The 23,144-nt window shown below is 72.8% G+C and carries 23 protein-coding genes; 13 read left to right on the plus strand and 10 right to left on the minus strand.

Annotated features, from left to right (window positions below):
• Nucleotides 1–107 precede the first annotated feature (107 nt).
• Nucleotides 108–779: a hypothetical protein gene (locus tag AC6JBM_RS53520; RefSeq protein WP_497981145.1), complete on the plus strand. Its 672-nt coding sequence runs from the start codon at nt 108–110 to the stop codon at nt 777–779.
• A 120-nt stretch (nt 780–899) separates the two neighbouring features.
• Here AC6JBM_RS53520 and AC6JBM_RS53525 read toward each other — a convergent pair whose 3' ends face one another.
• Nucleotides 900–1,052: a hypothetical protein gene (locus AC6JBM_RS53525; protein WP_497981146.1), complete on the minus strand. Its 153-nt coding sequence runs from the start codon at nt 1,050–1,052 to the stop codon at nt 900–902.
• Between the two features lie 122 nt (nt 1,053–1,174).
• On the opposite strand from AC6JBM_RS53525, the gene AC6JBM_RS53530 reads away from it, so the two are divergent.
• The 5 genes from AC6JBM_RS53530 (at nt 1,175) to AC6JBM_RS53550 (ending at nt 5,640) form a co-directional block, all read left to right on the plus strand.
• On the plus strand, nt 1,175–1,828 hold the full coding sequence (locus tag AC6JBM_RS53530) for a hypothetical protein (protein WP_497981147.1): 654 nt from the start codon (nt 1,175–1,177) through the stop codon (nt 1,826–1,828).
• Nucleotides 1,825–2,160 (plus strand): transcriptional regulator, encoded by a 336-nt coding sequence (locus AC6JBM_RS53535; protein ID WP_497981148.1) that lies wholly within the window; start codon nt 1,825–1,827, stop codon nt 2,158–2,160. The genes AC6JBM_RS53530 and AC6JBM_RS53535 overlap by 4 nt, the downstream gene beginning before the upstream one ends.
• A gap of 79 nt (nt 2,161–2,239) precedes the next feature.
• A complete protein-coding gene (locus AC6JBM_RS53540; RefSeq protein ID WP_497981149.1) occupies nt 2,240–3,103 on the plus strand; it encodes a hypothetical protein in 864 nt (287 codons plus the stop codon).
• A gap of 69 nt (nt 3,104–3,172) precedes the next feature.
• Nucleotides 3,173–5,206 carry an NAD(+) synthase gene (locus tag AC6JBM_RS53545; protein WP_497981150.1) on the plus strand — a complete coding sequence of 678 codons (2,034 nt, stop codon included), beginning with the start codon at nt 3,173–3,175 and terminating at the stop codon, nt 5,204–5,206.
• A complete protein-coding gene (locus tag AC6JBM_RS53550) occupies nt 5,203–5,640 on the plus strand; it encodes an HIT family protein (RefSeq protein ID WP_497981151.1) in 438 nt (145 codons plus the stop codon). The genes AC6JBM_RS53545 and AC6JBM_RS53550 overlap by 4 nt, the downstream gene beginning before the upstream one ends.
• Here the strand turns inward: AC6JBM_RS53550 and AC6JBM_RS53555 are convergent.
• Nucleotides 5,623–5,970: a hypothetical protein gene (locus AC6JBM_RS53555; protein ID WP_497981152.1), complete on the minus strand. Its 348-nt coding sequence runs from the start codon at nt 5,968–5,970 to the stop codon at nt 5,623–5,625. The two genes, AC6JBM_RS53550 and AC6JBM_RS53555, sit on opposite strands and share 18 nt — an antisense overlap.
• A 22-nt stretch (nt 5,971–5,992) precedes the next feature.
• Between AC6JBM_RS53555 and AC6JBM_RS53560 the strand changes: the two genes are divergently transcribed.
• Nucleotides 5,993–6,454, plus strand: coding sequence for a MarR family transcriptional regulator (locus AC6JBM_RS53560; protein ID WP_497981153.1), 462 nt, complete (start codon nt 5,993–5,995; stop codon nt 6,452–6,454).
• 18 nt (nt 6,455–6,472) lie between these two features.
• Here the strand turns inward: AC6JBM_RS53560 and AC6JBM_RS53565 are convergent, their stop codons facing one another.
• A complete protein-coding gene (locus AC6JBM_RS53565; RefSeq protein WP_497981154.1) occupies nt 6,473–7,021 on the minus strand; it encodes a GNAT family N-acetyltransferase in 549 nt (182 codons plus the stop codon).
• A gap of 135 nt (nt 7,022–7,156) precedes the next feature.
• Here AC6JBM_RS53565 and AC6JBM_RS53570 point away from each other — a divergent pair, with 135 nt between their 5' ends.
• The 4 genes from AC6JBM_RS53570 to AC6JBM_RS53585 all read left to right on the plus strand — a co-directional run bounded on the left by AC6JBM_RS53570 (nt 7,157) and on the right by AC6JBM_RS53585 (nt 15,199).
• Nucleotides 7,157–8,965, plus strand: coding sequence for a hypothetical protein (locus AC6JBM_RS53570; protein ID WP_497981155.1), 1,809 nt, complete (start codon nt 7,157–7,159; stop codon nt 8,963–8,965).
• An 85-nt stretch (nt 8,966–9,050) separates the two neighbouring features.
• Entirely contained in the window at nt 9,051–13,733 is a 4,683-nt protein-coding gene (locus AC6JBM_RS53575; RefSeq protein ID WP_497981156.1) for a diguanylate cyclase domain-containing protein, read from the plus strand.
• On the plus strand, nt 13,730–14,413 hold the full coding sequence (locus tag AC6JBM_RS53580; RefSeq protein WP_350617293.1) for a hypothetical protein: 684 nt from the start codon (nt 13,730–13,732) through the stop codon (nt 14,411–14,413). Before AC6JBM_RS53575 ends, AC6JBM_RS53580 begins: the two co-directional genes overlap by 4 nt.
• 105 nt (nt 14,414–14,518) lie before the next feature.
• Nucleotides 14,519–15,199 carry a PP2C family protein-serine/threonine phosphatase gene (locus tag AC6JBM_RS53585; RefSeq protein WP_497981157.1) on the plus strand — a complete coding sequence of 227 codons (681 nt, stop codon included), beginning with the start codon at nt 14,519–14,521 and terminating at the stop codon, nt 15,197–15,199.
• On the opposite strand, the gene AC6JBM_RS53590 is transcribed toward AC6JBM_RS53585, so the two are convergent.
• The 4 genes from AC6JBM_RS53590 to AC6JBM_RS53605 all read right to left on the minus strand — a co-directional run bounded on the left by AC6JBM_RS53590 (nt 15,200) and on the right by AC6JBM_RS53605 (nt 17,801).
• Nucleotides 15,200–15,610: a GntR family transcriptional regulator gene (locus AC6JBM_RS53590; protein WP_497981158.1), complete on the minus strand. Its 411-nt coding sequence runs from the start codon at nt 15,608–15,610 to the stop codon at nt 15,200–15,202.
• A 54-nt stretch (nt 15,611–15,664) separates the two neighbouring features.
• Nucleotides 15,665–16,396 carry a YcnI family protein gene (locus AC6JBM_RS53595; RefSeq protein WP_350617299.1) on the minus strand — a complete coding sequence of 244 codons (732 nt, stop codon included), beginning with the start codon at nt 16,394–16,396 and terminating at the stop codon, nt 15,665–15,667.
• Between the two features lie 63 nt (nt 16,397–16,459).
• Nucleotides 16,460–16,936 carry a vitamin K epoxide reductase family protein gene (locus tag AC6JBM_RS53600; protein ID WP_350617301.1) on the minus strand — a complete coding sequence of 159 codons (477 nt, stop codon included), beginning with the start codon at nt 16,934–16,936 and terminating at the stop codon, nt 16,460–16,462.
• A complete protein-coding gene (locus AC6JBM_RS53605; RefSeq protein ID WP_497981159.1) occupies nt 16,923–17,801 on the minus strand; it encodes a DUF929 family protein in 879 nt (292 codons plus the stop codon). Before AC6JBM_RS53605 ends, AC6JBM_RS53600 begins: the two co-directional genes overlap by 14 nt.
• A 273-nt stretch (nt 17,802–18,074) precedes the next feature.
• Between AC6JBM_RS53605 and AC6JBM_RS53610 the strand changes: the two genes are divergently transcribed.
• Together AC6JBM_RS53610 and AC6JBM_RS53615 are read left to right on the plus strand one after the other, a co-directional pair.
• Nucleotides 18,075–18,896 carry a cyclase family protein gene (locus AC6JBM_RS53610; RefSeq protein WP_497981160.1) on the plus strand — a complete coding sequence of 274 codons (822 nt, stop codon included), beginning with the start codon at nt 18,075–18,077 and terminating at the stop codon, nt 18,894–18,896.
• Between the two features lie 55 nt (nt 18,897–18,951).
• A complete protein-coding gene (locus AC6JBM_RS53615) occupies nt 18,952–19,176 on the plus strand; it encodes a CbtB domain-containing protein (protein ID WP_497981161.1) in 225 nt (74 codons plus the stop codon).
• Here the strand turns inward: AC6JBM_RS53615 and AC6JBM_RS53620 are convergent.
• The 3 genes from AC6JBM_RS53620 to AC6JBM_RS53630 form a co-directional block, all read right to left on the minus strand.
• Complete coding sequence (locus AC6JBM_RS53620; protein ID WP_497981162.1) at nt 19,173–19,799, minus strand: (2Fe-2S)-binding protein; 627 nt, start codon at nt 19,797–19,799, stop codon at nt 19,173–19,175. The two genes, AC6JBM_RS53615 and AC6JBM_RS53620, sit on opposite strands and share 4 nt — an antisense overlap.
• A gap of 67 nt (nt 19,800–19,866) precedes the next feature.
• A complete protein-coding gene (locus AC6JBM_RS53625; protein ID WP_497981163.1) occupies nt 19,867–21,693 on the minus strand; it encodes a DEAD/DEAH box helicase in 1,827 nt (608 codons plus the stop codon).
• On the minus strand, nt 21,690–23,102 hold the full coding sequence (locus AC6JBM_RS53630; RefSeq protein ID WP_497981164.1) for a ParB N-terminal domain-containing protein: 1,413 nt from the start codon (nt 23,100–23,102) through the stop codon (nt 21,690–21,692). Before AC6JBM_RS53630 ends, AC6JBM_RS53625 begins: the two co-directional genes overlap by 4 nt.
• Nucleotides 23,103–23,144 lie beyond the last annotated feature (42 nt).

Below are 23,144 nucleotides of genomic sequence, written 5' to 3' on the forward strand. Positions count from 1 at the left end.
GATTGGACCCTCTGAACAGGAGCGGAATGGCCCGTCTGTTTCGGCGGCTCCTCGCGTGACGGCACGGTTGGTGAAGACGTTGCGCCGCGTTCGTTTGGATCTCAGGTTTGACCTTGGTGCTGGGCATGCCGGCCCGCTGCTCGTGCGGTGGTTCGACGACGGTCTGCGTCGCATCGCGGCGCCGCTGTACCGAGGGTGGGGACAATCTGCGCCTCGATATCGGCGTCATTGATAGGCACACCTTGCCGCCCGAGGTTCAGGCCGCGGTCATCGACGCGTCCGAGTCGTATGACCTAGGGCCGTTCAACCTCAGCATGACGTTCATCCGGCATCCCCGGGGTGCCCGAGTCGGATGCCTCCGGCTGGAGGCCCATCCACAACTGCTCGCAGCGGGCAGCGACGGCGAGTCAGCCCTTCTGGAGCTGATCACGGCGCTGGCCGACCAGTACCCGATCTTCGACGGCGACGTCACGATCAATCTGCGTCCGGGCGACGACGTCAACCCACCCAGGCTTCCTCCAGGCCGAGACAGGCTGTGGATCGCACTCATGGCTCGAGAGATCGGCGACCTTCTCGGCGGCCGGGACGCACTCGTCGCCACGAACCTGTTCAGCAGCGTTGAGCAGGCCAGGACCGGTGGCTATGTCTTGAAGACCAGTCCGCACGCGGACGATTTGCCGCCTGCAGCAGGCTCCTATGAAGCCGAACACTGGTGGCGGTCATTTCAGCGCGAACGTGCGGAAGGCGGGACTCGGTTCCTGGCCGACCCAGACGACTAGCCAGTTGACCACCAGAAGCGTGGAGAAGCCGCAACCGTCGTCGCAGAGAAAGACGCCCCCGTCATGATCAGTCGGGGAGCGGCAGGGGCGTCCCTCCCGTCCCTGACACAGTGCGCAGCCTCAGCTCCGGGGGAAGATCTCGGTCTCCGGGCGCTGCATGTACGCCATCGCCGCCGTGAACGCCGGGTCGCCGAAGCGGCGCTCCAGCTCCTCGGGCGTCACGTCCTCGATGTGGGTCTGGATCCACCACACGTTGCCGAACGGGTCGCGCACCTCGGCTCCTCTGCGTGCGGGACGGTGCCGCCGACGCTAGCCGTCGTATAGGTCGGATTCCGTCCTCGACGCGGCGGCGGATGGTGGTGGCGAAAATAGGTTTCCTGTGCCAACCTATTGGCATGAGTACTGATTCGGTGCCCGCCGGGGAAGATCCGCGGCGGCTGCTCTCGGAGGCCCAGGGGCTCGCCCGCCGGGTTCGCGTCGATCAGCGGGTGACCTGGTTCGCGCTGCTGGTCCTGGCGGTGGTCACGTTCGTCGCCATCCCGTTCGACTGGTACTTCTTCGACCCCGCCTTGTCCTGGCGCCGCGGCGTGCTGTTCTTCTGGCCCCCGGCCCTGCTGCTGTCCTACGCGGCGATCGCGGTCTGCTACGTGCGGGTCGCCCGGGAGCGGGGGCTGGGCGCCCGGGTGCTGCCCTACGCGATCACCGGCATCGCGCTGACCGTGCTGTTCACCGCCGCCTGGATCGCCGCGCGCCTGTACTTCCCGAGCCATCCGCAGCGGCTGCCCGAGTGGGTCCTCGTGGTGGACCGGCTCATCGCGCCGTGGGGCACGATCGGCGTGGCGCTGCTCGTGCTGGCCCGGCTGGAGCGCAACCTCGGGCTGCTGGTGTTCACGGTCGCGTACCTGGCGGTGGTGCTGGTGCCGATCGACCTCGGCTGGCACTGGCAGGGCCAGGAGAGCACCTGGTTCCTGCCGCAGCAGTTCATCAACGGCACCGTGCTGCTGCTGGGGGCCATCGGCTTCCGGCTGGCCGACCGGCGGCGGCGATGACCGACGAGCCGCTGCACCCCGTCAACGGGCTGGACGAGACGGTCCACCAGCGGGTCCGGCTGGGCATCCTCACCATCGCCCACGAGGCGCGACGGGCGGAGTTCGGCTACCTGCGCACCCAGCTGGACCTCACCGCCGGCAACCTCTCCAAGCACCTGAGCGTGCTGGAGGCGGCCGGGCTGATCGAGATCGAGAAGGGCTACGCCGGCAAGCGCGGGCGCACCTGGATCAGCCTCACCGCCGCCGGGGACACCGCGCTCGCCGAGGAGGTGGCCCGGCTCAAGCTGCTCATCGCCCGGGTCGAGACCGTGGAGCACCGGCAGGAGGACTGAGCGGCCCGGCCCTTGGAAGTGTGCGGGCGGTGCGCGGTGCGGCTAGCGTCGGCGTCGATACCTACAGCAGGAGGTAGCGATGGCATGGAGAGCCGCACGCTCGTTGCTGGTCCTCCACCAACAGTTGCAAGCCGGGGCGCCTCGCGCGCGGCCGCCCGGGACCGGGGCCGACGAGTGGGGGCTGATCGGCGACGCGGCCCATGATCCGACGTCCGACCACTCGCCGCACAACTTTCCCGGCTGGGGAAACCAGATCGTCACCGCGGCGGACTTCCCCAACCGGCCCGACCTCGGGCTCGATGCCCACCGGGTGCTCGACGACATCCGGCGCTCGCACGACGGCCGGGTGAAGTACGGCATCTCCAACGGGCAGATGTTCTCCAGCTATGCGGTCAGCGGGTACGGGGCCTGGACCTGGCGGCCCTACAACCCCAAGAACGGCGACCGGCACTTCACGCACGGCCACCTGTCCGTCGTCGGCGACGCGCGGGCGGACGGCACTCAACCCTGGCAGACGATCGGCGCTGGACTCGGCGGCGGCGACGAGGAGGATGACGACGACATGGGCGCTTCGTTCGGTCCGATCAACATCGAGCGCGAGGGTGTCACCTCGCTGACGATCCCGCCGGTGCAGGCGGGGTTGGCCGACCCGCGACCGGCGTGGCTGAACTTCTGCAACGACACGGGGCAGGTGTACGGGCTGCGCGTGTGGTACAGCACCGGCAACGAGACCTTCTCGCCGTTCCCGGGCACCAGCAACGGGCAGCTCGCCCTGCGCTCCGGGCAGCGCTGGAGCGGCGACATCCCCGCGGGCACCTCCTGCCTGTCGATCCTGCGCCAGGCGATCGACGCCGACGGCAACGTGGTGGCGCCGACGGCCGAGTACCGCGCGTACGCGGGCCACCTCACCTGCGCCATCGAGCGCGGCGCCGTCAAGCGCTGAGGCCGACATCACGGCCGGTGCGGGCGGGACCCGTGCCGGCCGTGGGCGCGGCTGGACCATGATGGGACCGTGAACTTCCGCTCGATCTACGCCCACGGCTTCGCCCGGGTGGCCGCCTGCACCGGGCGGACCGCCATCGCCGACCCGCCCGCCAACGCCGCGGCGATCCTGCGGCAGGCGCGGGAGTGCTCGGACGAGGGGGTCGCCCTCGCCGTCTTCCCGGAGCTCGGCCTCAGCGGGTACAGCATCGAGGATCTTCTCCTGCAGGACGCCGTGCTCGACGGGGTCGAGGACGCGCTCGCGCAGGTCGTGGCCGGATCCGCCGATCTGCTGCCGGTGCTCGTCGTCGGGGCGCCGCTGCGGCACCGGGGGCGCGTCTACAACTGCGCGGCCGTCGTGCACCGCGGCCGCCTGCTCGGCGTCGCGCCCAAGTCATACCTGCCGAACTACCGCGAGTTCTACGAGGCCCGCCAGCTCACCGCGGGCGACGCCGAGCGGGGCGGGACGATCCGGGTCGGGGGAGCGGACGTGCCGTTCGGGCCCGACCTGCTCTTCGCCGCCGAGGACCTGCCGGCGTTCGTCCTGCACGTGGAGGTGTGCGAGGACATGTGGGTGCCCGTCCCGCCGAGCGCCGAGGCCGCGCTCGCCGGGGCGACGGTGCTCGCGAACCTCTCCGGCAGCCCGATCACCGTCGGCCGGGCCGAGGACCGCCGGCTGCTGTGCCGGTCGGCGTCGTCGCGGTGCCTGGCCGCGTACGTGTACGCCGCCGCCGGCCTCGGCGAGTCCACGACCGACCTGTCGTGGGACGGCCAGACGATGATCTACGAGAACGGGTCGCTGCTGGCCGAGACCGAGCGCTTCCCCGACGGCGAGCGGCACGCCGTCGCCGACGTCGACCTGGACCTGCTGCGCCAGGAGCGCCAGCGGATGGGCACGTTCGAGGACAACCGGCGCACCCACGAGGAGCGCACGGGCGGCTTCCGGCGCATCGCGTTCACGCTCGCCCCGCCCGACACCGACCTCGGGCTGCGCCGCGTGGTCGAGCGCTTCCCGTTCGTGCCCGCCGACGTGGAGCGGCTCGCGCTGGACTGCTACGAGGCGTACAACATCCAGGTCGCCGGCCTGCGCCAGCGCCTCGCCGCGATCGGCGAACCCAAGGTCGTCATCGGGGTCTCCGGCGGGCTCGACTCGACCCACGCGCTCATCGTGGCCGCGCGCGCGATGGACCGGGCCGGCCGCCCGCGCACGGACATCCTGGCGTACACCATGCCGGGTTTCGCCACGTCGAGCGGTACCAAGGACAATGCTTTCGCCTTGATGCGGGCCCTGGGCGTCAGCGTGCACGAGCTCGACATCACCCCCACGGCGCGGCTCATGCTCGCCGAGCTCGGGCACCCCTTCGCCGCGGGCGAGCCCGTCTACGACGTGACGTTCGAGAACGTGCAGGCCGGGCTGCGGTACGACTACCTGTTCCGGATCGCCAACCACCGCGGCGGCATCGTGCTGGGCACCGGGGACCTCTCGGAGCTGGCGCTGGGCTGGTCGACGTACGGCGTCGGCGACCACATGAGCCACTACAACGTCAACGGCGGGGTGCCCAAGACGCTCATCCAGCACCTGATCCGCTGGGTGGCCGCGAGCGGGCAGTTCACCGACGAGGTCGCCAAGATCCTCTCGGTGATCGTCGAGCAGGAGATCAGCCCCGAGCTCGTGCCGGGGGAGGAGCTGCAGTCCTCGGAGTCGAAGGTCGGCCCGTACGCGCTGCAGGACTTCACGCTGTTCCACGTGCTGCGCTTCGGGATGCGCCCCTCGAAGATCGCCTTCCTGGCCTGGCACGCGTGGCGCGACGCCGACGCCGGCGCGTGGCCGGTGCACTTCCCGGACCACCGGCGCGTCGCCTACGACCTGCCGGAGATCCGGCACTGGCTCGAGGTGTTCTGCCGGCGGTTCTTCGGCTTCGCCCAGTTCAAGCGCTCCGCCCTGCCCAACGGCCCGAAGGTCTCGGCGGGCGGCTCCCTGTCCCCGCGCGGCGACTGGCGGGCCCCGTCGGACGGCAACGCGAACGCCTGGCTGCGTGACCTCGAACGGTGGGACATGTCGTGAGCTGTTTCAGCTGTACGCAGAACGCACGCTCCGACCTTCCGTTGCGCGAGCGGATCGCCGTGGACGAGCACTGGCGGGTGGCGCACGCCTTCGACACCGGCGTCGCGGGCTGGCTGATCCTGGTTCCGCGCCGGCACGTGCTGTCGATCGCCGAGCTGACGGATGCCGAGGCCGCGGCGCTGGGCACGTGGCAGGTGCGGCTGTCGCGGGCCCTGCACGAGGTGACGGGCTGCGTGAAGACGTACGTGGCCCAGTTCTCGGAGGCGGAGGGCTTCGCGCACGTGCACTTCCACCTGGTCCCGCGGGCCGCGGACCTCCCGGACCCGGCGCGCGGCCCGGGGATCTTCAGCCTGCTCCGCCCGGCGCCCGGCCTGGTCGTCCCGGCGGAGCGGGTCGACGAGGTGTCGGCCGCCCTCTCAGCCCGCCTGCGCTGAGGCGAGGGCCTCGGCCAGCGAGCCGAACCGGTGCGCCACGGCGACCCGCCCGCCGCGGACCCGGAACAACGTCGCGACCCGGGCCGCCGCCCCGCCGTCCCAGTCGGCGTCCTGCTCGACGACCATCGCGCCGGCCCCGGCGGGATGCCACGAGACCGCCCGCAGGGCGATGCCCGAGCGGGTGACCCACTCGGCGAACGCGTCGGCCGTGATCGGGCCGGCCCCGCGCGGCCCCGAGACGTCGACGGGATCGGTGACGGCGGCGCGGGCCGCATCCGGGTCCCGGCGGTTGACCGCGTCGTGCCAGGCGTTGATCGCGTCCTCTACCATGGCCTCACCGTATGCGTTTTGCATGCGGGGCGACAAGGGGGTGCGGTCCATGGAGCCGGGCGGCGGCCGGGTGTTGTTCGCGTTCGTGCGGTTCTGGTCGCGCCGCTGGACCGGCGCCGACCCCGACCGGGGCCGCGACGTCATGGTGCTCGAGGCGGTCACCGCGCTGACCGGCCGCGGCGCCGGCCCGCCGTCGGTCAACGACGTGGCCCGCGAGCTCGGCCTCGACCAGTCCGGCGCGAGCCGGCTCGTCGCCCGGGCCGAGCGGCTCGGGCTGCTGCTGCGGCGCGCGCCCCGGGGCGTCGGCGCCGCGACCGCGGTCACCGTCACCGCCGCGGGCGAGGACCTGCTCGCGCACGCGCACGCCTGGCAGGACGAGGTGCTGCGCGACCTGACCGCCGGCTGGCCGGACGGCGACGTGCGCGCGCTCGTCGCCCTCATGGGCCGGCTGGTCGCGGCCCAGGCCGGCCTGCCGCGTCCCTGATCGGCCGGGCGCGACGGGCTACGGGCGCGGGTCGCCGGCGTACTCGGCGCGCACCATCGAGTACAGGTACAGGCTGCGCCACCGGCCCTCGCGGAACTGCGACGCGCGGATCTCGCCCTCGCGGGTGAACCCGGCCTTCTCCAGCGCCCGCTGCTCGGCGACGTTCTCCACGTCGGTGTACGCCTCCACGCGCTCGACCGGCGTCGTGCCGAACAGGTACGCGGCCAGCATCCGCTGCGAGGCCGTGCCCGCGCCCCGGCCCCGGAACTCGGGCAGCAGCTGGATGCCGATGGTCCAGCACGCCCAGATCGGCACCCCGTAGGTGTTGCGGCTCCAGTGCACGGTTCCCGCTGTGACCGGGCCGGAGGCCCCGTCCAGCTGCACGATCAGGCACCCGGCGTCCGGGCCGATGAGCCGGTTCTCGTCGAAGCGGCGGCGGGTCGCGGCGATGTCGCGGTACCCGGACCAGTTGAACCCGCCGCCGGTCTCGGGATCGTCGGCCTGTCGTTCCAGCAGCCACAGATCGGCGGCCGTCACCGGCCGCAGCACCACGTCCGGAGTATCCACGGGCGCAGCGTACCGGCGGCCGGGGCGGATCGACGGCCCGCCCGTTCGGTTGCAGTCTGTCGAGAACCCGTCGGGGACGAGCCGAACCCGTGCCGGTGGACGATGATGGGCGCGGGCAGAGGTTGGAGAACCGCAATGACGTCGGGTTCCGGCGCGCTTGGATGCGTCGAGACTGACATCGCACAACCGGTCGCCGAGGGCTTGCGCGCGCTGCACGCCGACGGGGACCTGCAGACCGCACGCCGGTGCTTCGACGCCGCGTACGCGTGCGCCGAGGCGGCCGGGGACGTGGCCGGCATGGCCGAGGCCGCGCTCGGGTTCGCGGGCGTCTGGGTGCACGAGCATCGCACCGGCGCCGGGGCGGCCGTGCTGGAGCAGCGCCTGAGCCGGCTGCTGGGGCTGGTCGATCCGGAGGGGGCCACGGCCCTGCGCCTGCGGGCCCGCCTCGCCGCCGAGCGCGACTACCGCGAGGGCCGCAGCGACGCCGTCCTCGCCGTGCTCGAGGATGCCCGCGCGCACGGCGACCCCGTCGCCCACGCCGAGGCGCTCAGCCTGGCGCACCACTGCCTGCTCGGCCCCGAGCAGCGGCTGTTGCGCCGCGAGATCGCCGTGGAGCTGCTCGGCGTGAGCACCCGCACCGGCCGCCGCGGCGACCTCGTCATGGGCCTGCTGTGGATCACCGCCGACCTGTTCCTCGACGGCGACCGGCACGCCGAGCGGCGCCTCGGCGAGCTGCGCCGCCTGCTCGCCGAGCGGCCGCACCTCGCCGTCGGCTACGTCGCCGACGCGATGGACGTCATGCGCGAGATCCGCGGCGGGCGGTTCGACGAGGCCGAGCGGGCCGCGCAGGCGTGCTTCGAGCACGGCGGCCGGGCCGGGGACGCCGACGCCGCCGGCTGGTACGGGGCGCACCTCGTGGCCATCCGCTGGTACCAGGGCCGGCTGCCGGAGCTGCGTCCGATGCTCGACCGGATGGTGCACGAGCCGACGCTGTCCGCGGTGGACAACGCGTACTACGCGGTGCACGCCGTCGCCGCGGCCGAGGCCGGCGACCTGCGCACCGCCGCGCACGCGCTGGCCCGGCTGCGCGACCCGTCGCTCAAGGAGCTCCCGCGCTCGGGCAGCTGGCTGGTCACCATGCACGGCATCGTCGAGGCGGCCCGGCTCGTCGGCGACGCCGACCTGGCCGCCGAGGCCTACGAGCTGCTGCTGCCGCACGCGGAGCGGCCGGCGATGGTCAGTCTCGGGATCGCGTGCTTCGGGTCGGTACACCACGCGCTCGGCGTGGCCGCCGGCGTCTTCGGCCGCCGTGACCTGGCGGTGGAGCATCTGACCCGGGCCGTCGAGCACAACCGCGCGCTCGGCCACTGGCCGGCCGCCGAGGCGTCCCGGTGCGCCCTGGACCGGCTCGGCCCCGGCCAGCCCGACCGGGCCACCTGCGTGCGCGAGCGGCAGCACTGGCGCCTGACCTGGGGCGAGCGGTCGGTGCTCGTGGAGAACAGCGTGGGCATGCTGCACCTCGCGGTCCTGCTCGCCAACCCCGGCACCGAGATCCCCGCCGTCGAGCTGGCGATGGGCGTCACCGGCCTGGCCCAGGCCATGGGCGCGCGCACGTCCCCGCAGGCGGTCCTCGACCAGGAGGCGATGCGGCGGTACCGCACCCGCGTCGCCGACCTGCGCGCGGAGATGGAGTCCACCTCGGACCGCCGCCGCGCGGAGGCCGCCCGGCTGGAGAGCGATGCCCTCATGGCCGAGCTGGCGGGCAGCGTGGGCATCGGCGGCCGGAGCCGGCGCTTCGTCGACAACGCGGAGCGGGCGCGGGTCGCGGTCGGCAAGGCGATCCGCCGCGCGATCGCCCGGGTCGAGGAGTCGGACGCGGGGCTGGGCCGGCACCTGCGCGAGACCGTGCACACGGGGCGGCACTGCTCGTACCGGCCGGTGTGAGGCGCCTCGATCGGCCACGGCGGCGTAAACCAGCAACGGCGGACAAAACGGTCAAGTCCCGGCCGGGGCGGTCGATGGGGACCGTGTGCACCCTGAGGCGGCCGGACGGCTGGGCGCGCTCCCGCGCACGGGAGCGAAGACGCTCACGCCCGTCACGCTGCCCGGCGGCCGCCCCGCGGTGCGCAAGGCCTGGGCCGGCGACGAGGACGCCGGCGACCGCCTGCGCCGCGAGGGCATTATCCTGGCGCGCCTCGCCGGCGTCGACGGCGTGCCGGTCCTGCTGGAGCCGTGCGACGGGACCTGCCTGCTGCTGGCCGACCTCGGCGGGGAGCCGGTCGCCGGCCGGCAGACCCCGCGGCGGCTCGGCGAGCTGGCCGAGGGGCTGGCGCGGATCCTCGCCGCCGTCCACGACCGCGGCGTCGTGCACAAGAACGTCAACCCGGCCAACATCTACGCCACCGCCCGCGGGCCGCTGCTGGTCGACTTCGATCTTGCCACCACGTTCGCCGAGGAGCGGCCCGGATTCACGCATCAGCACGAGATCGCCGGGAACCTCGCCTACCTGGCGCCCGAGCAGACCGGCCGCACCGGGCGGCCCGTCGACCACCGCGCCGACCTGTACTCGCTCGGCGCCACCCTCTACGAGTACGCCACCGGCCACCCCCCGTTCCCGGCCGGCACCGCCCTGCAGCTCGTCCACGACCACCTCGCCACCGCGCCCGCCCCGGCCGGCGGCGAGCTCGGGCCGATCATCGCCAAGCTCCTGGAGAAGGAGCCCGACCGGCGGTACCAGAGCGCGGAGGGGCTTCTGCACGACCTGCGCACCCGCCCGGCCGTGCTCGGCGAGCGGGACTTCGCCCGGCGCCTCAGCCCGCCGTCGCGGCTGATCGGCCGTGAGCGGGAGGTCGAGGCGCTGCACCGCGCGTTCGCCGACGCCCTGGCCGGCCGGACCCGCGGGCTGCTCGCCGCCGGGGCGCCCGGGGTCGGCAAGACGGCCCTCATCGACGAGCTGCGGCCGCTGGTCACCGCGAGCGGCGGCTGGTTCGTCACGGGCAAGTTCGACCAGTACCGCCGCGACCCCGACTCCGACGCCGTGCGCCAGTCGATGCGCGCCCTCGCCCGGCTGCTGCTCGCCGAGGCCGGGCAGGACCTCGGCCCGCGGCTGCGCGACGCCCTCGGCCCCAACGCCGGGCTCCTGGCGGGGGCGCTGCCGGAGTTCGCCGTCCTGCTCGGCGCCGAACCCGAGCCGGACACCACGGAGCTGGAGACCGGCTCGCGGCTGCAGCAGGCCGCCGTGGACGTCCTGCGGGCCGTCGCCTCGCCGGTGCACCCGGTCGTCATGGTCGTCGACGACCTGCAGTGGGCCGGCGCCTTCCCGATCGGGGTCATCGACGCCATCCTGTCCGACACCACGCTGCAGGGCGTCCTCGTCGTCGGCGCCTACCGCGACGCCGAGGTCGACGAGGCCCACCCGCTCGCCGCCACCCAGGCGCGCTGGGCCCGCCAGCCGGGCGCCCCGGCGGTGCTGCGCCTGGCGAACCTGCCCCCGGCCGACCTGGCCGAATTCCTCGGCGAGATGCTGCGCCTGGAGCCGGTGCGGGCCGCCGAGCTCGCCGCGGCCGTCGGGCGGCACACCGGCGGCAACCCGTACGACACCGTCGAGCTCGTCAACGCCCTGCGCCGCGACCGGGTGCTCACCCTGGAGGCCGAGGGCTGGCGCTGGGACCCCGGGGCGGTGCGCGGCCACATCGGCGCCACCGACGTCCTCGACCTCGTCGTGGCCCGCATCGGCGCGCTGCCGCCGGCGGCCCGCGACGCCGTGCAGTCCCTGGCCTGCCTCGGCGGCGAGGTCGAGCTCGGCGACGTCGAGGACCCGGACGCGCTCGTGCCGGCGCTGGAGGACGGGCTGCTGGTGCTCGAGGAGCAGCGCGACGTCGTGCGGTTCCGCCACGACCGGGTGCAGCAGGCCGCGTACCGGATGCTCGCCCCCGACCAGCGCCGCGCCCGGCACCTGAGCATCGCGCGGCGGGTCGGGGAGGGCAACCTCGCCGCCGAGCAGTACCTGCAGGCCGTCGACCTGCTCGACGACCCGGCCGAGAAGGCCCGCGTCGCCGGGCTGTTCCGGGCCGCGGCCGGGGCGATCCGGCTCATGAACGGCGGCGTCGCCGAGCGGTTCCTGCTCGCCGCGCAGGACCTCGGCGACGAGCACGACCCGCAGCTGCTCACCGAGCTGCACGCCACCCTCTACCAGGTGGGCCGCCTCGCCGAGGCCGACGACCTCTTCGCCGAGCTGGAGCGGTGCGGCACCGACCCGCTGGAGCTCGTCGACGCCACCTGCGTGCAGATCTACAGCCTCACCAACCGGCACCGCTCACCCGAGGCCGTCGCGCTCGGCGAGCGGCTCCTGGCCCGGCTCGGCGTCACCCGGCCCGGGAACCTCGGCGACACCCTCGGCGAGCGGCTGCGGGACCTGGCCCGGTGGGCGGCCGAGGTCGCGCGGGGCCGCGACGACCGGCCCGAGCGGCGCGACCCGACCCTCGCCGGGATCGGCAAGATCCTCGAGAAGATGCTGTCGCCGGCGTTCTTCTGCGACCGGATGGCGTTCATCTGGGTCGTGCTCGAGAGCCACCGGCGCTGGGTCGAGCACGGACCGAGCCCGTCGCTCATGGCCGGGCTGGGCCGCATTCCGACCGTGGTCATCGCGATGGGGCAGGACTACCGCACGGCGTACGACGTGGCCCGGCACGTGCTCGCGGTGGGGGAGGACCGCGGGTACGTGGTCGGCGCCGCCCGCGTCCGCTACGTCTTCGCCGGGTTCGTGCAGCCGTGGTTCGAGCCGCTGGAGGCCAACGTCGCGACCCTGGCCCGGGCGCGGGAGGAGGTGCTGCACACCGGGGACGTGCAGTACGCCTGCTTCGCGTACGACTTCTCGATCGCGGCCCTGCTCGACTGCGCGCCGACCCTGGACGCGTGGGCGGCCGAGATCGACGCCGGCCTGGCGCTGGCCGAGCGGACCCGCAACGAGATCGGCCTGATCAGCTACGAGCCGTTCGCGCAGCTGCTGCGGACCCTGCGCGGGGAGCCGCGCGGACCCGAGCCGGACTACGCCAAGCAGCCGGTCGGGCTCGCGAACTTCCACGTGTACCGCGCGCTGGAGGGCGCCCTCATGGGTGACGAGCACGCCCTGCGGGAGCACAGCGCGACGGCGATGACGATGCTCGGCGCCATCCCCGGCATCTACACGACCGCCACCGCGCACCTCGTGCGCGCCCTCGCCCTGAGCCGCGCCCCGGACGGCGACCCCGACGAGCTCGAGCGGGTCCACGGCTGGCTGCGGCAGCGGGCCGGGGAGTCGCCGGGCACGTTCGCGCACCTGGCCGCGCTCGTCGACGCCGAGCGGTGCCCGGATCCGCTCGACGCGCTGCGCGCGTTTCAACGAGCCCTGGATGTCGTACCGCCCGTGCCCCGCCCGTGGCATCGCGCCTACATCACCGAGCGCGCCGGCCTGGCCCACCTCGCCGCCGGGCTCACGCACACGGGCCGGGCCCTGCTGGACGAGGCCCGGGGGCTCTACGCGGCCTGGGGCGCCCGCGGCAAGGCGCTCGCGATGGCGGGCGAGCCGGCCGGCGGGCGCGGCGGGTCCGTCGGCCACGGCGGGTCCGTAGACGGGCTGGTGACCAGCGACGCGATCGACCTCATGGCGGTGCTCGCGGCCTCGCGGGCGCTGAGCTCGCAGACCAGCCTCGACCGGCTCCGGGACCAGGTCGCCGAGGTGCTCAGCGCGATGACGGGGGCCTCGGCGGTACGGCTGCTGCTGTGGGATCCGGACGCGCGCGCCTGGCGGCTGTCGACCGACGCGGGGGAGCAGAGCCTCGAGGACGCCGGCGCGGCCGGGCTGCTGCCGGTCACCGCCGTGCGCTACGCCGACCGGGTCCGGGAGCCGCTCGTGGTCGCCGACGCGTGCCAGGACGGCCGGTTCGCCCGCGACCCGTACCTCACCGGCCTCGACGCCTGCTCGCTCATGGTCCTGCCGGTCGTCGTGCACGGCCAGCCGCGGGCCATGCTGGTGCTGGAGAACCGGCTCAGCCGCGGCGCGTTCACCGGCGACCGCCTCGACGCCGTCGACCTCATCGCCGGGCAGCTGGCCGTGTCGCTGGACAACGCGCTGCTGTACGCGTCGCTGGAGCGCAAGGTCGCCGAGCGCACCGAGGCCCTGGAGGCCGCGAACGAGCGGCTGGCCCTGCTCAGCATCACCGACCCGCTGACCGGCCTGGCCAACCGGCGCAAGTTCACCGACGGCCTCGGCGAGGAGTGGCGCCGGGCCGCGCGCAACGACGGGACGCTCGCCGTCGCCATGATCGACATCGACCACTTCAAGCTGTACAACGACCACTTCGGCCATCCGGGCGGGGACGCCTGCCTGCGCAAGGTCGCCGGCGTCCTGCGGCGCACCGTGCGCGCCACCGACCTCGTCGCCCGGCTCGGCGGCGAGGAGTTCGCGGTGGTGCTGCCCGACACCGACCTGACCAGCGCCTGCGTGGCCGCCGAGCGGCTGCGGGCGGGGGTCGAGGGGCTCGGCGAGCCGCACCTGCGCACCGGCCCCGGCGTCGTCACCGTGAGCGTCGGCGTGGCGGCCGCGCGGCCCGGCGGAGGGGGCGAGCCGGAGGAGCTCGTCGAGGCCGCGGACGTGGCGCTGTACGAGGCGAAGCGCGAAGGGCGCAACCGGGTCGCGCCGGGTTTGCGGCCCCCGGTAATCTCAGCGGTTTGAGGGAGCAAGCAACGGCGATGGCGGACCACCGCGCGGACCAGCCCACCGGCGAGCAGGCCGGCGGGCCGGTGACGCTGACGTTCGCGGAGCTGGAGTTCGTGCTGCGCTCCGCGGCCGAGCGCGGGGTCGAGGTCGACGACGTGCGCCGCCGGCTCAACTTCCAGCCCGGGGTCTCCACCGGGATCGTGGTCGCCTCCGGGGTCGCCTCCCTCGTCGCGCGGGACCTGTGCCGGCTCGACGACAGCGGCGTGCGGCCCGGCGAGTTCGTGCAGGGCGCGATCGCGGCCCTGGCGACCCGGCACACGAGCACCGAGGCGGCCGGCTGGCTGGACGAGCGCCCCGTCGTGGTGCACCTGTTCTCCGGCGTGACCGGCCGGCTCGCGGTCTACCCGGGCTCCTACGGGCTCTTCTCCGTCGAGCTGATCGACGCGACCGAGCCCCTGTCGGCGCCCGTGATCCGGTTCCTGGACCTGTGCACCTCCGGCGACGGCGCGGCCACGGTGCTCATCCGCACCCAGGCCGGCGCGGCCGACGAGTCCGGCGTCGCGGTCGCCCGCAGCGCCGCCGGTGCCTGGTTCATGTCCGACTCGTTGGAACGACCGGACCCGGGCCGCCCCCTGGCCCGTGCGGCCGTCGTCGCCCGCCTCCTGTCGCTGCTCGCGCAGCCGGTGGGAGTCTGATGGGCGCCGGGCAGTCCGTCGTGTCCGGTCGTTTCGGCGATGGTGCGATCTTGACGATAGTGGGATCTTGATGGCGTTCGTGGTTTCGATGGCGGTGGAGGGCTGATGGCGACAATCCGGGCCGGCAAGGCGACCGACGTCGGGAAGATCCGCCGCCGCAACGAGGACAGCGCACTGGTCGGCGAGTGCATCTTCGCCGTGGCCGACGGCATGGGCGGCCACGCGGCCGGCGACGTCGCCAGCCACCTGGCGGTCACGGCCCTGGAGCGCCTGGACGGCGTCGCGGGCCCGGGCCCCCTCGACATCCGCGACGAGATCGTCCAGGCCAACGCCGACATCCTGGCCGCGGCCGCGGCGGACCCGACCCAGGGCGGCATGGGCACCACGGCCGCCGGCCTGTGCCTGGGCAAGGTCGACGGCGACGAATGCTGGATCATCTTCAACGTCGGGGACTCGCGGGTGTACCGCTTCGCCGCCGGCGCCCTCGACCAGCTCACGATCGACCACGTGGCCCCCGAGGCGGTGACGATGCGCCGAGGCGTGATCACGCGCGCCCTGGGCACCGACCCGGGCCCGCGGCCGGACCTGTGGGTGCGCACGGCCGAGGCCGGGGAGCGCTTCCTGGTCTGCTCGGACGGCCTGCCGCTGGAGCTCACCGACGACGAGATCGCCACGGTGCTGACGGGCTGCGACGACCCGCAGGCGGCGGCGGAGGAGCTGGTCCGCCGGGCGGTGCTGGCCGGCGGCCGGGACAACGTGACCGTGGTCGTGGTCGACAACGTCTAGCTAGTCCCCGGGCCGCGGCCACCGGACCCCGGTCCCCGCGGCCGGGTGCACCTCCTCGACGTCCCCGGTGCGCACGACGAGCACGGGCACCCCGTCGGGCAGCCCGAGCTCGTCGCGCTCGCGGGGCGTGGGCATGCGGGCCCGGACCACGCTGGCGGGGCCGGCCTCGACCACGTTTCCGGGCGACTCGACGGCCTGCACGGCCCGCCGCTCGACCCGGATGTTGCAGTCCCGCCCGATGACGAGCAGCCCCTCGTTGCGCAGGATCTTGACGGCCTTGAGCGCGGTGTCCCGCCCGACCCCGAACTCCTTGGCGATCTGGTCGGCGCTGGGCATCAGCGCCCCGACGGCCAGCTCTCCGCCGCAGATCCGCTGCCGCAGGACGTCCGCGATATGGTCGTAGCGCGCCACCCGTTCAATGTAGCCAAGTGGCCCTACGGAACAAAATCCCCTTCGATGCGCCGGCTAGGCGCTCGGGGACGGGGAGCGGCGGTAGGCCAGCACGCCCACGATCAGTCCGGCCAGGCCCAGGACCAGCCCGGCGATGCCCAGTCCGATCGCGGTGCCGTCCGAGGACGAGGAGGACGACGCCGAGGAGTCGGCGGCGTTCACCGCCGGGCCGGCCGAGGTCGTCGCGGCGGCCGCGGCGGTGTCGGTCTTCTTCGACAGCTTCAGCACCGGCGCCGGGTGCTCGGCCTCGGCGCCCGCCGCGGGCTCGTCGATCCAGCGCACGACCTCGCCGCTGGAGTACGTCTGCAGGGCCTTGAACACGATCTGGTCGACCTGCGGCAGCGGGCCCAGGGACACGTCGAACTCCTGGAACTGGTGCGGCTTGATCGCCGAGTTCGCGTCCGCCGTCCACGTGATCTTCGAGACGGCCTCGGTCAGCTCGGCGCCGCCCTCGGTCTTCACCGGCGTCGCCAGCTTCGCCGTCTCCGTCGCCGCCGTCCAGCCCTGCACGGGCTTGAGCGACACCGACGCGATCGGCTTGTCGGTCGGGATGGCGATCTCGACCTTCGTCGTGCTGGCGTCGTCGCGCTCGTTCGGCACGCGGAAGGTCACCTTCGTGTACCCGCCCTGGACGGCGGTGTTCGGGTTGACCGTGACGTGCGCGGAGGCGAGCGCGGGGAAGGCGAGCGCCGCGGTGACGGCCGCGGCGACGGCGACACCGGCGCGGACCACGTGGGTCAGGCGCATGACGGGAGCATCCTCTCGGGAGACGTGTACCGCGGGTAGTCGGCGCACGCCCCCCGAAAGTTCCTACAGATCGGACGGATCGGCGTAGGCGGTCCCGACGGCCGTCACCGCGAACAGCGCCACCGCGAGCACGTGCACCCCGGTGCACCACAGGCAGATCGCGTGCAGCGTGAACAGCTCCGCGAACACCAGGTAGAACACGAAGAGCACGCCGATCGCGGCGAGGGCCAGCCGGCCCATCCGGATCGCGGGCATCGACGAGCGCCACAGCGGGGCCGGCGAGAGCGCGAGCATCGCGACGAAGTAGACGAGGCCGAGCACGGCCACGGGGATCCCGAACACCGCCGACTGCTCGGACGTGGTGACCTTCAGGCAGTTCAGCGCGCCGGTGTCCGGGCAGGCGAGCGTCGTGGACGCGGTGAAGTGCTCGATCGTGAGGTACACCGAGATCCCGAGGCCGGCGATCGAGAGCACCAGCGACGTCAGCGGCACCCACGGCTGGACCAGGCTGCGGTCGAGCTCGATCTCACTGGCCGACATTCGCGAACTCCCCCTGGTAGGCCCGCACGGCCGCGCTGGAGCACACCTCCGCGGGCTGGTTCCCGGTGATCTTGCACAGCAGGGCGGTCATGGCGTTGGCGCTGCCGTCGATCGCCCGGCCGAGCTGGCTGTTCGGGTCCTTGATCGCGTCGAGCACCTGCTGGTGCGTGTGGTTCGCGAGCAGCTGCGGGCTGTAGGAGGCGCCCGCCTGGATGGCCTTGTTCGCGAAGTCCATGAACGGGATCGCCCCGGCCGAGTCCTGGGGCACGTAGGGCGGCGCGTTGTACTTGGCGAGCACCTGCTGCTGCGCGGCGGTGAGCTGGTCGAGCGGCGCGTACTGCCCGCCGACCCGCTTGTTCGTGGTCGTCTCGACGCCCTGGAACGCCAGATACTGACTCGTGTACGTGGCGCCGTGGAACGACAGCGTCGGCGTGTTGGGGTACGTGTCGTCCGCCGCGGACGTCGTGAGCGACAGCCCGCTGAACGTGCCGAACCGCGACAGCGCGATGACCACCGGCCAGCGCTGGGCCGCGCAGAACGGGCAGTACTCGGCGCCGACGTAGAGCACCAGCGGCTTGCCGCCGTCGGTGAGCGCGGGCTGCCCCGTCAGCGCGGTCGGCAGGGCCGGCTTCTCGCCCGCGGCCACGGTGTCGAGGGTCGTGGCCGGCACCGAGGTCACCCCGCTGATGACCGCCTCGGCCGAGGCGCCGGTGGGCAGGGCGCTCGGCGCCTCCGTGCCGCCGCCCGCGGTGCCGAGCTTGACCAGCCCCATCACCACGAAGACCAGCAGCACGGCCCCGATCGCGGAGTACGCGATCCGCATCCGGCCGCGCCGGGCGGTGGACCGCTCCTGGATCATGCGCATGCGCCGCGCATACTCGCGCGAGTCACGCTGCCGTTTCGACACGCGGCCAACCTCCTGCGATGTGCGGTTGCGTTCGTTTCCTTAGTCGCACGGGGCGGGCGACCGGTTCCCGCCAACCGCCCAAAGATCACCCTAAGCGACCCGGTTGTGGGAAGTCCGAGTCGAAAGTCCCGAAACATCCATGACTCAGGTCCGTCGTGGGCGCGACCGTTGCTCCCGTCAGGAATCCCGGCCTCCGCGGTGGGCGGGACCGCACCACGTAGATTGACGCCTATGCAGAGACGACACCTGCTCGCCGCCGCGGCCGGAGGGGCCGTCGCGGGCGCCGCCGGGCTCGCCGGCACCGCGGACGCCGCCAGCACCGACTCCTTACGCCCGGGCAAGACCCGGCTCATCAGCCTGTCCCACGTCAACGACCCGGCCAAGACCAACATCTACCCAGGTGACCCCGCGTTCACGCTCGAGACGATCGCGACGATCGAGAACGAGGGGTATTACCTGCAGTACGTCCGCGAGGGTGAGGCGACCGGCACCCACTGGGGCGCCCCGGGCCACTTCAACGCCGGCGAGCCCCTCGCCGACGACCTCGACCCGAACGACCTGTTCCTGCCCGCGGTGAAGATCGACGTGCGCGACAAATGCGCCCGCAACGCCGACTACGCATTGACGATCGACGACGTCAAGCAGTGGGAGAAGCGGCACGGCCGCATTCCCGCCGAATCCATGATCATCATGTGGACCGGCTGGGAGTACAAATGGGGCACCCCGGCCTTCCCGAACCTCGACCGCGACGGCGTGCTGCACCAGCCCGGCTTCGCGCCCGAGACGATCCAGTGGTTCATCGACACCGGCCGCATCGGCCGCAACGGGGGCACCGGCATCGACACGTTCGGCCCCGACCTCGGCACCGACCCCGAGTACCTGGCGTCGCTGCTGGTCTACCGGCGCCACCGGATCAGCCTCGAGATCCTCGCGAACCTGGCCCAGTTCCCGACCACCGGCGCCTCGGTGCTCGCCGGCGGGTTCATCAACTACAAGGGCTCGGGCTCGACCGCCCTCGTCTTCGGCGTCATCCCGCCGGGAGTGCATGTGTGAGTGAGGTCGGGCCGGTCCGATTGACGTAAGGACCGGCCCGCCTTAGTGTCCTTTTATGAGCACGATGTCCGGAGCCGAGTCGTCCCAGGCGGCGACCACCCCGCTGGTCCTGCCCATCTCCCGCTCGCTGGTCTGGCTCGGCGGCACCGCGCTGCTGGCCCTGCTGCTGTACTACTTCATCGGCATCGACCAGGGCGCCGTATCGATCTTCGGCAGCGACAGCCACGTGCACGAGTTCATCCACGACGGCCGGCACTTCCTCGGCTTCCCCTGCCACTAGCGCTCGTTGAGCACGCAGTCCCCGCAGGTCCCGCCGCCGGGAATGCGGTAGTAGAGGCAGCAGTTGTTCCGGCGCAGCCGCCCGTCCTGGATCACGGCCATGCCCGCGAGCGGCGGCCGCTCCAGCAGCCCGGCGACGACGGGCCAGGCGTCGGCGGAAAGCTGCCCCGCGGCCCCGCCGAGCGCCGAGGCGACGTTGCCCCAGAGCACCCGAGGCGAGAGCCGGAACCGCTCCCCGAACACGGAGACGAGCGGCTCGACCAGCCCGAGCACGACCACCTCGAAGAACTCGCCCGCCGGCCGGGACCCCGCACCCGAGACCGCCACCGGCAGCGGCCCGCCCGGCACCTCCCGCCACCAGAGATCCCCCGGCGTCACGGCCGGAATCGACCCTGACAGCGCCTCAGCGAGGGGCGGCGACACCAGCCGCGCCGCGTACCCGAGGAACAGCACCGACGCCACCACCCGCTCCGGCAGCGCGGCGACGTCTAGCCCGAACATCCCCGCCAGGGCCTCCCGGGACGCCGCGACCCGGGCCGCCGCCACGTCCGGCTCCAGCAGGTCCGTGAACGGCCGCCACCCGGCCCCGCCCGTGAACGGCTCCCAGACGAAGTACGGATTCACGCCCGTACCCTAGCGCCCGGCCGCGTGAGCAACCGGGAACTAGGGCGCGCAGGCCTTCACATCGGGTCTACCTGTTGTCGAGGTGGGCGAGGAGCGCCTGAATATCGGCGGTGTCCATGCCGCCGGCCGCGAACGACTCCTCCTCCTGCAGGTCACCAAGCTGGCGGACCGCCGGATCGTCAAGGATCGTGCCCATGAACTCGAGCTTCTGATCGAGCCGCAAGGCAACGACTTCGTCGACAGTGCTCCGCGCCGCCAGCACCGTGACGCGGGTCTCCGTACCCGGTGCCAGGCCGAGCCGGTGGATGCGGTCGAGGCTTTGCAGGAAGCGGCCCGCCATGAAGTCGCGGTCGACGTACAACGCGTCGTGACACACCTGATGCAGGCTGATGCCCTCGCCCAGGGTGGCCGGGTTCGAGACCAGCACCATGCAGTCCGGGTCCTCGCGGAAGCGCCGGAGCTGCTCGTCCCGGTCTGGAGTTCCGCCGTGCACGACGGCTGGCCGGAACGGTTCAAGGAGCCGATCCAGCGTGGTAATGCTGCGCACGAACGTCGTCCAGACCAGTGTCTTGCGCCCGAGCTGCGCGTTCTGGTCCACGATCTTGACCGCTTCCGCGTACTTCGGTGACAGCTCGTAGTGCGGCAGGTTCTTCAGCAGATCATGCAACGAGTCGCCCGGGGACGGCTCGAGTGGCGGCACCTGATAGTCCAGGGGTTCGTACCGCGTCGTGCCCTCCGATAGCAGCGCCGGGCTCGTGGCCGCCATGAGCATGCGCAGCATGGTCTTGCCCAGAGCCTCGAGGTCGCCCGAGCGCGCGGTCGGATTTCCCCTCAGTGCCTCGTAGATCTCCCGGTGGTGCAGCGGCAAGTCGACGTAGCGGATCTTGACGCTGACCGGCGGGAGCCCGAGCTCGCTCTTGGTGGTGCGGGTGAAGAGCGGCCGGAGCACCCTGCTGGCATGGGCCAGATTCCCTCCGCCCACCGCGTCCTCGACGACGCGCTTCCCGTGCCCGGGCCAGACGAAGGACAGCAGGCTCTCCAGGTCCCGGGCGCCGTTAGGTGCAGGAGTTCCGGTGAGAATCAGCCGGCGGCGAGCCAGCGGCCCCAGGGCCAGGCATGCCGACCCGTAGGCGCCGCTCGAGCCAAGCTTCATGCGGTGGGCCTCGTCGAGAATCATCATCGAGGGCACGGCACGCAGCCAGCCGGCCAGCGCGGTCGTCGCGCGGGCAAGCCGCTCGTAGTTCATGACGAGTACCTCGACGCCCGGATCGGGCCGGCCCGCCATGATCGACGCCCGGAGGGGCTCCTTGAAGCAGACCGCAGACTCGTAGCTCCACGCCTCGTAGGCGGACTTCGGGCAGATCACGAGGAGCCGCTTGGCCTCGCCCTGCTCCCGCATCGCGGCGAATACCGCCAGCGCGACCCGCGTCTTGCCCGCCCCGGGGACGCTGAAGTTCGCCCCATGCCGGAGCGTCAGCAGGCGGCTGATGTCGCGGCGCTGAAACGGGGTGAGGTCCGCCGTCCACGACAGGCCGAGCATCGCATCGATGTCCCCGAGGGACACCGCCGCAGCCCCGGCGAGCGGCGCCGCGCCCGCCAGACTGCGCTCGGCCATCTCCGCGTCGTCGAGGACCCCGCCGACAAGCTCGGCGAGGGCGGGTTCCCAGTCGACGTCCTCGTGCTCCCAGGCGCCGAGTTCGTTGATGCCGACGAGAAAGTCATCGAGGTCGACCTCGGCCGTGAGCGGACCGGTCTGGGCACCCACCGCGATGCGCGCCACCATCCGGGTGAAGTCCTCGCGGAACTCGCTGCGGGTACGCAGCACGGCGCGCGTGCGCGTCACGTCGAACCTCAGCTCCAGCGACGATGCGGGGCCATCCGCAGCGGTGCTCACTGCCCGATCTCCGCAACGGACCGCAGCCACGAGAGGCCGTCGCCCGGCAGCTCGATCGTCTTCCCGGCCTCCGTGGCGAGCTTGCCCATCACCTGGCGCAGCTTGATCAGCGCGTCGTCGAACGCCTCCTGGTCCAGGCTGCCGTTGGCCCGCGACATCACGAGATCCGTGATGCACTGCTCGAGGGACTTGCAGGCATCGACCACCCGGTCCGGGGCGGCTTGGAGCTTCTTGCGGAGCCGGAAGTCCTTGCCGGCGAAGCTGATGGCCTCGTCGAACGCCTCCTTCAGGTCGGCCTTCGCGGTCGATGCGTCGGCCAGCTGGCCCGGTTCCGCGCTCTCGCCCGCCACCACGACCGCCTTGGCCTTGAGCACGGCATCGGTCAGCGCCCGGGCCGCGGCGACCTTCGGAGCGGCGGCCGGAACCGAGCGGTTGAGCCCGGGGATCGACACCGTCTTCGGCGCCTGCGTCACGGCGGTCGTGGCCTTGACCGCGTCGGGCAGGCGCTGGTCCAGGAAGCGGGCCTGGAAGTCGGCGCCGATGTACCGCACATCGGTCTTCGCGAAGTCCAGCGCGATGGCCGCGAGCCGCGACTCCTTCAGCAGGTCGGCCTTCTCCTTGCTCTTCTCCGCGGTGAACGCGCGATAGAGCTCGAAGAGCTTCTCCTTGGCGTCCTCGAAGTCCATGAGGCGCAGCGCGTACTTGCCGTTGACGCTGCGCCGGACGAGTTCGTTGAGCTCATTGAGGATCCAGGCGTCACGCTCGCATGCCGGCGTCGTGGTGTGGAAATCCCGCGCGACATCCGAGAGCGGCCGGCCCAGCGCGATCTGCTCCTCGAGGGTCAGCAGATGGTTGATGTACGAGTAGTCGCGGCGGTGGTCCTGGCGCAGCTGCAGCGTGAGCTCGACCGCGTGGATGTCGGCCCACGCCGTCGATGCCGGGAGCACGCCGACCCGGATGGTAGCGACCCCGAGCTCCTTCAGCGCGGCGCGCCGGGTGTTGCCGTTGACCAGAACGCCATCGTGCGTGATCAGGCCGGGCTCCGACTGCTTGTAGTCGCGCAGGCTCTCCATGAGCTCGTCGAACCGCGGGTCGCGGCGCGACGGGTCGGCCGGCAGGGTCGTGAGCAGGTAGTGCAGGTACTCCTGGCTTTCGACGCTCCAGGGGTCCTTGGTGAGTGCGGCATCCTTTTCCAGGTTGTGGCTGCGCTGGGCGCGGATGCGGTGGGTGCCGGGGTTGTAGTACAGGTTCGCGACCGGCATGTCGATCACCTCGACGTTCAGCGGCTGGCCGCGGAACTCGATCTTCAGGGTTTCCGGCACTCCGCGGAGGTGGCGGACCTCGTCCAGCCGTTCCCTGACGAGCGCCCGGTTCTCATCCGCCCGCGGCGGGCTGCCCAGATCCTGCATGTTCGTGACGTTCCTTCCAGCGAGGCTGACGCGTTGTATCTC

This window comes from Dactylosporangium thailandense, assembly GCF_059739745.1.

Excerpts from the sequence above, each read along its gene's own strand:
- AC6JBM_RS53530 (WP_497981147.1), top strand. The coding sequence starts at position 1,175 with ATGAGTACTGATTCGGTGCCCGCCGGGGAAGATCCGCGGCGGCTGCTC.
- AC6JBM_RS53535 (WP_497981148.1), top strand. The coding sequence starts at position 1,825 with ATGACCGACGAGCCGCTGCACCCCGTCAACGGGCTGGACGAGACGGTC.
- AC6JBM_RS53540 (WP_497981149.1), top strand. The coding sequence starts at position 2,240 with ATGGCATGGAGAGCCGCACGCTCGTTGCTGGTCCTCCACCAACAGTTG.
- AC6JBM_RS53555 (WP_497981152.1), bottom strand. The coding sequence starts at position 5,970 with ATGGTAGAGGACGCGATCAACGCCTGGCACGACGCGGTCAACCGCCGG.
- AC6JBM_RS53560 (WP_497981153.1), top strand. The coding sequence starts at position 5,993 with ATGCGGGGCGACAAGGGGGTGCGGTCCATGGAGCCGGGCGGCGGCCGG.
- AC6JBM_RS53570 (WP_497981155.1), top strand. The coding sequence starts at position 7,157 with ATGACGTCGGGTTCCGGCGCGCTTGGATGCGTCGAGACTGACATCGCA.
- AC6JBM_RS53585 (WP_497981157.1), top strand. The coding sequence starts at position 14,519 with ATGGCGACAATCCGGGCCGGCAAGGCGACCGACGTCGGGAAGATCCGC.
- AC6JBM_RS53595 (WP_350617299.1), bottom strand. The coding sequence starts at position 16,396 with ATGCGCCTGACCCACGTGGTCCGCGCCGGTGTCGCCGTCGCCGCGGCC.
- AC6JBM_RS53600 (WP_350617301.1), bottom strand. The coding sequence starts at position 16,936 with ATGTCGGCCAGTGAGATCGAGCTCGACCGCAGCCTGGTCCAGCCGTGG.
- AC6JBM_RS53605 (WP_497981159.1), bottom strand. The coding sequence starts at position 17,801 with ATGCGCATGATCCAGGAGCGGTCCACCGCCCGGCGCGGCCGGATGCGG.
- AC6JBM_RS53610 (WP_497981160.1), top strand. The coding sequence starts at position 18,075 with ATGCAGAGACGACACCTGCTCGCCGCCGCGGCCGGAGGGGCCGTCGCG.
- AC6JBM_RS53615 (WP_497981161.1), top strand. The coding sequence starts at position 18,952 with ATGAGCACGATGTCCGGAGCCGAGTCGTCCCAGGCGGCGACCACCCCG.
- AC6JBM_RS53630 (WP_497981164.1), bottom strand. The coding sequence starts at position 23,102 with ATGCAGGATCTGGGCAGCCCGCCGCGGGCGGATGAGAACCGGGCGCTC.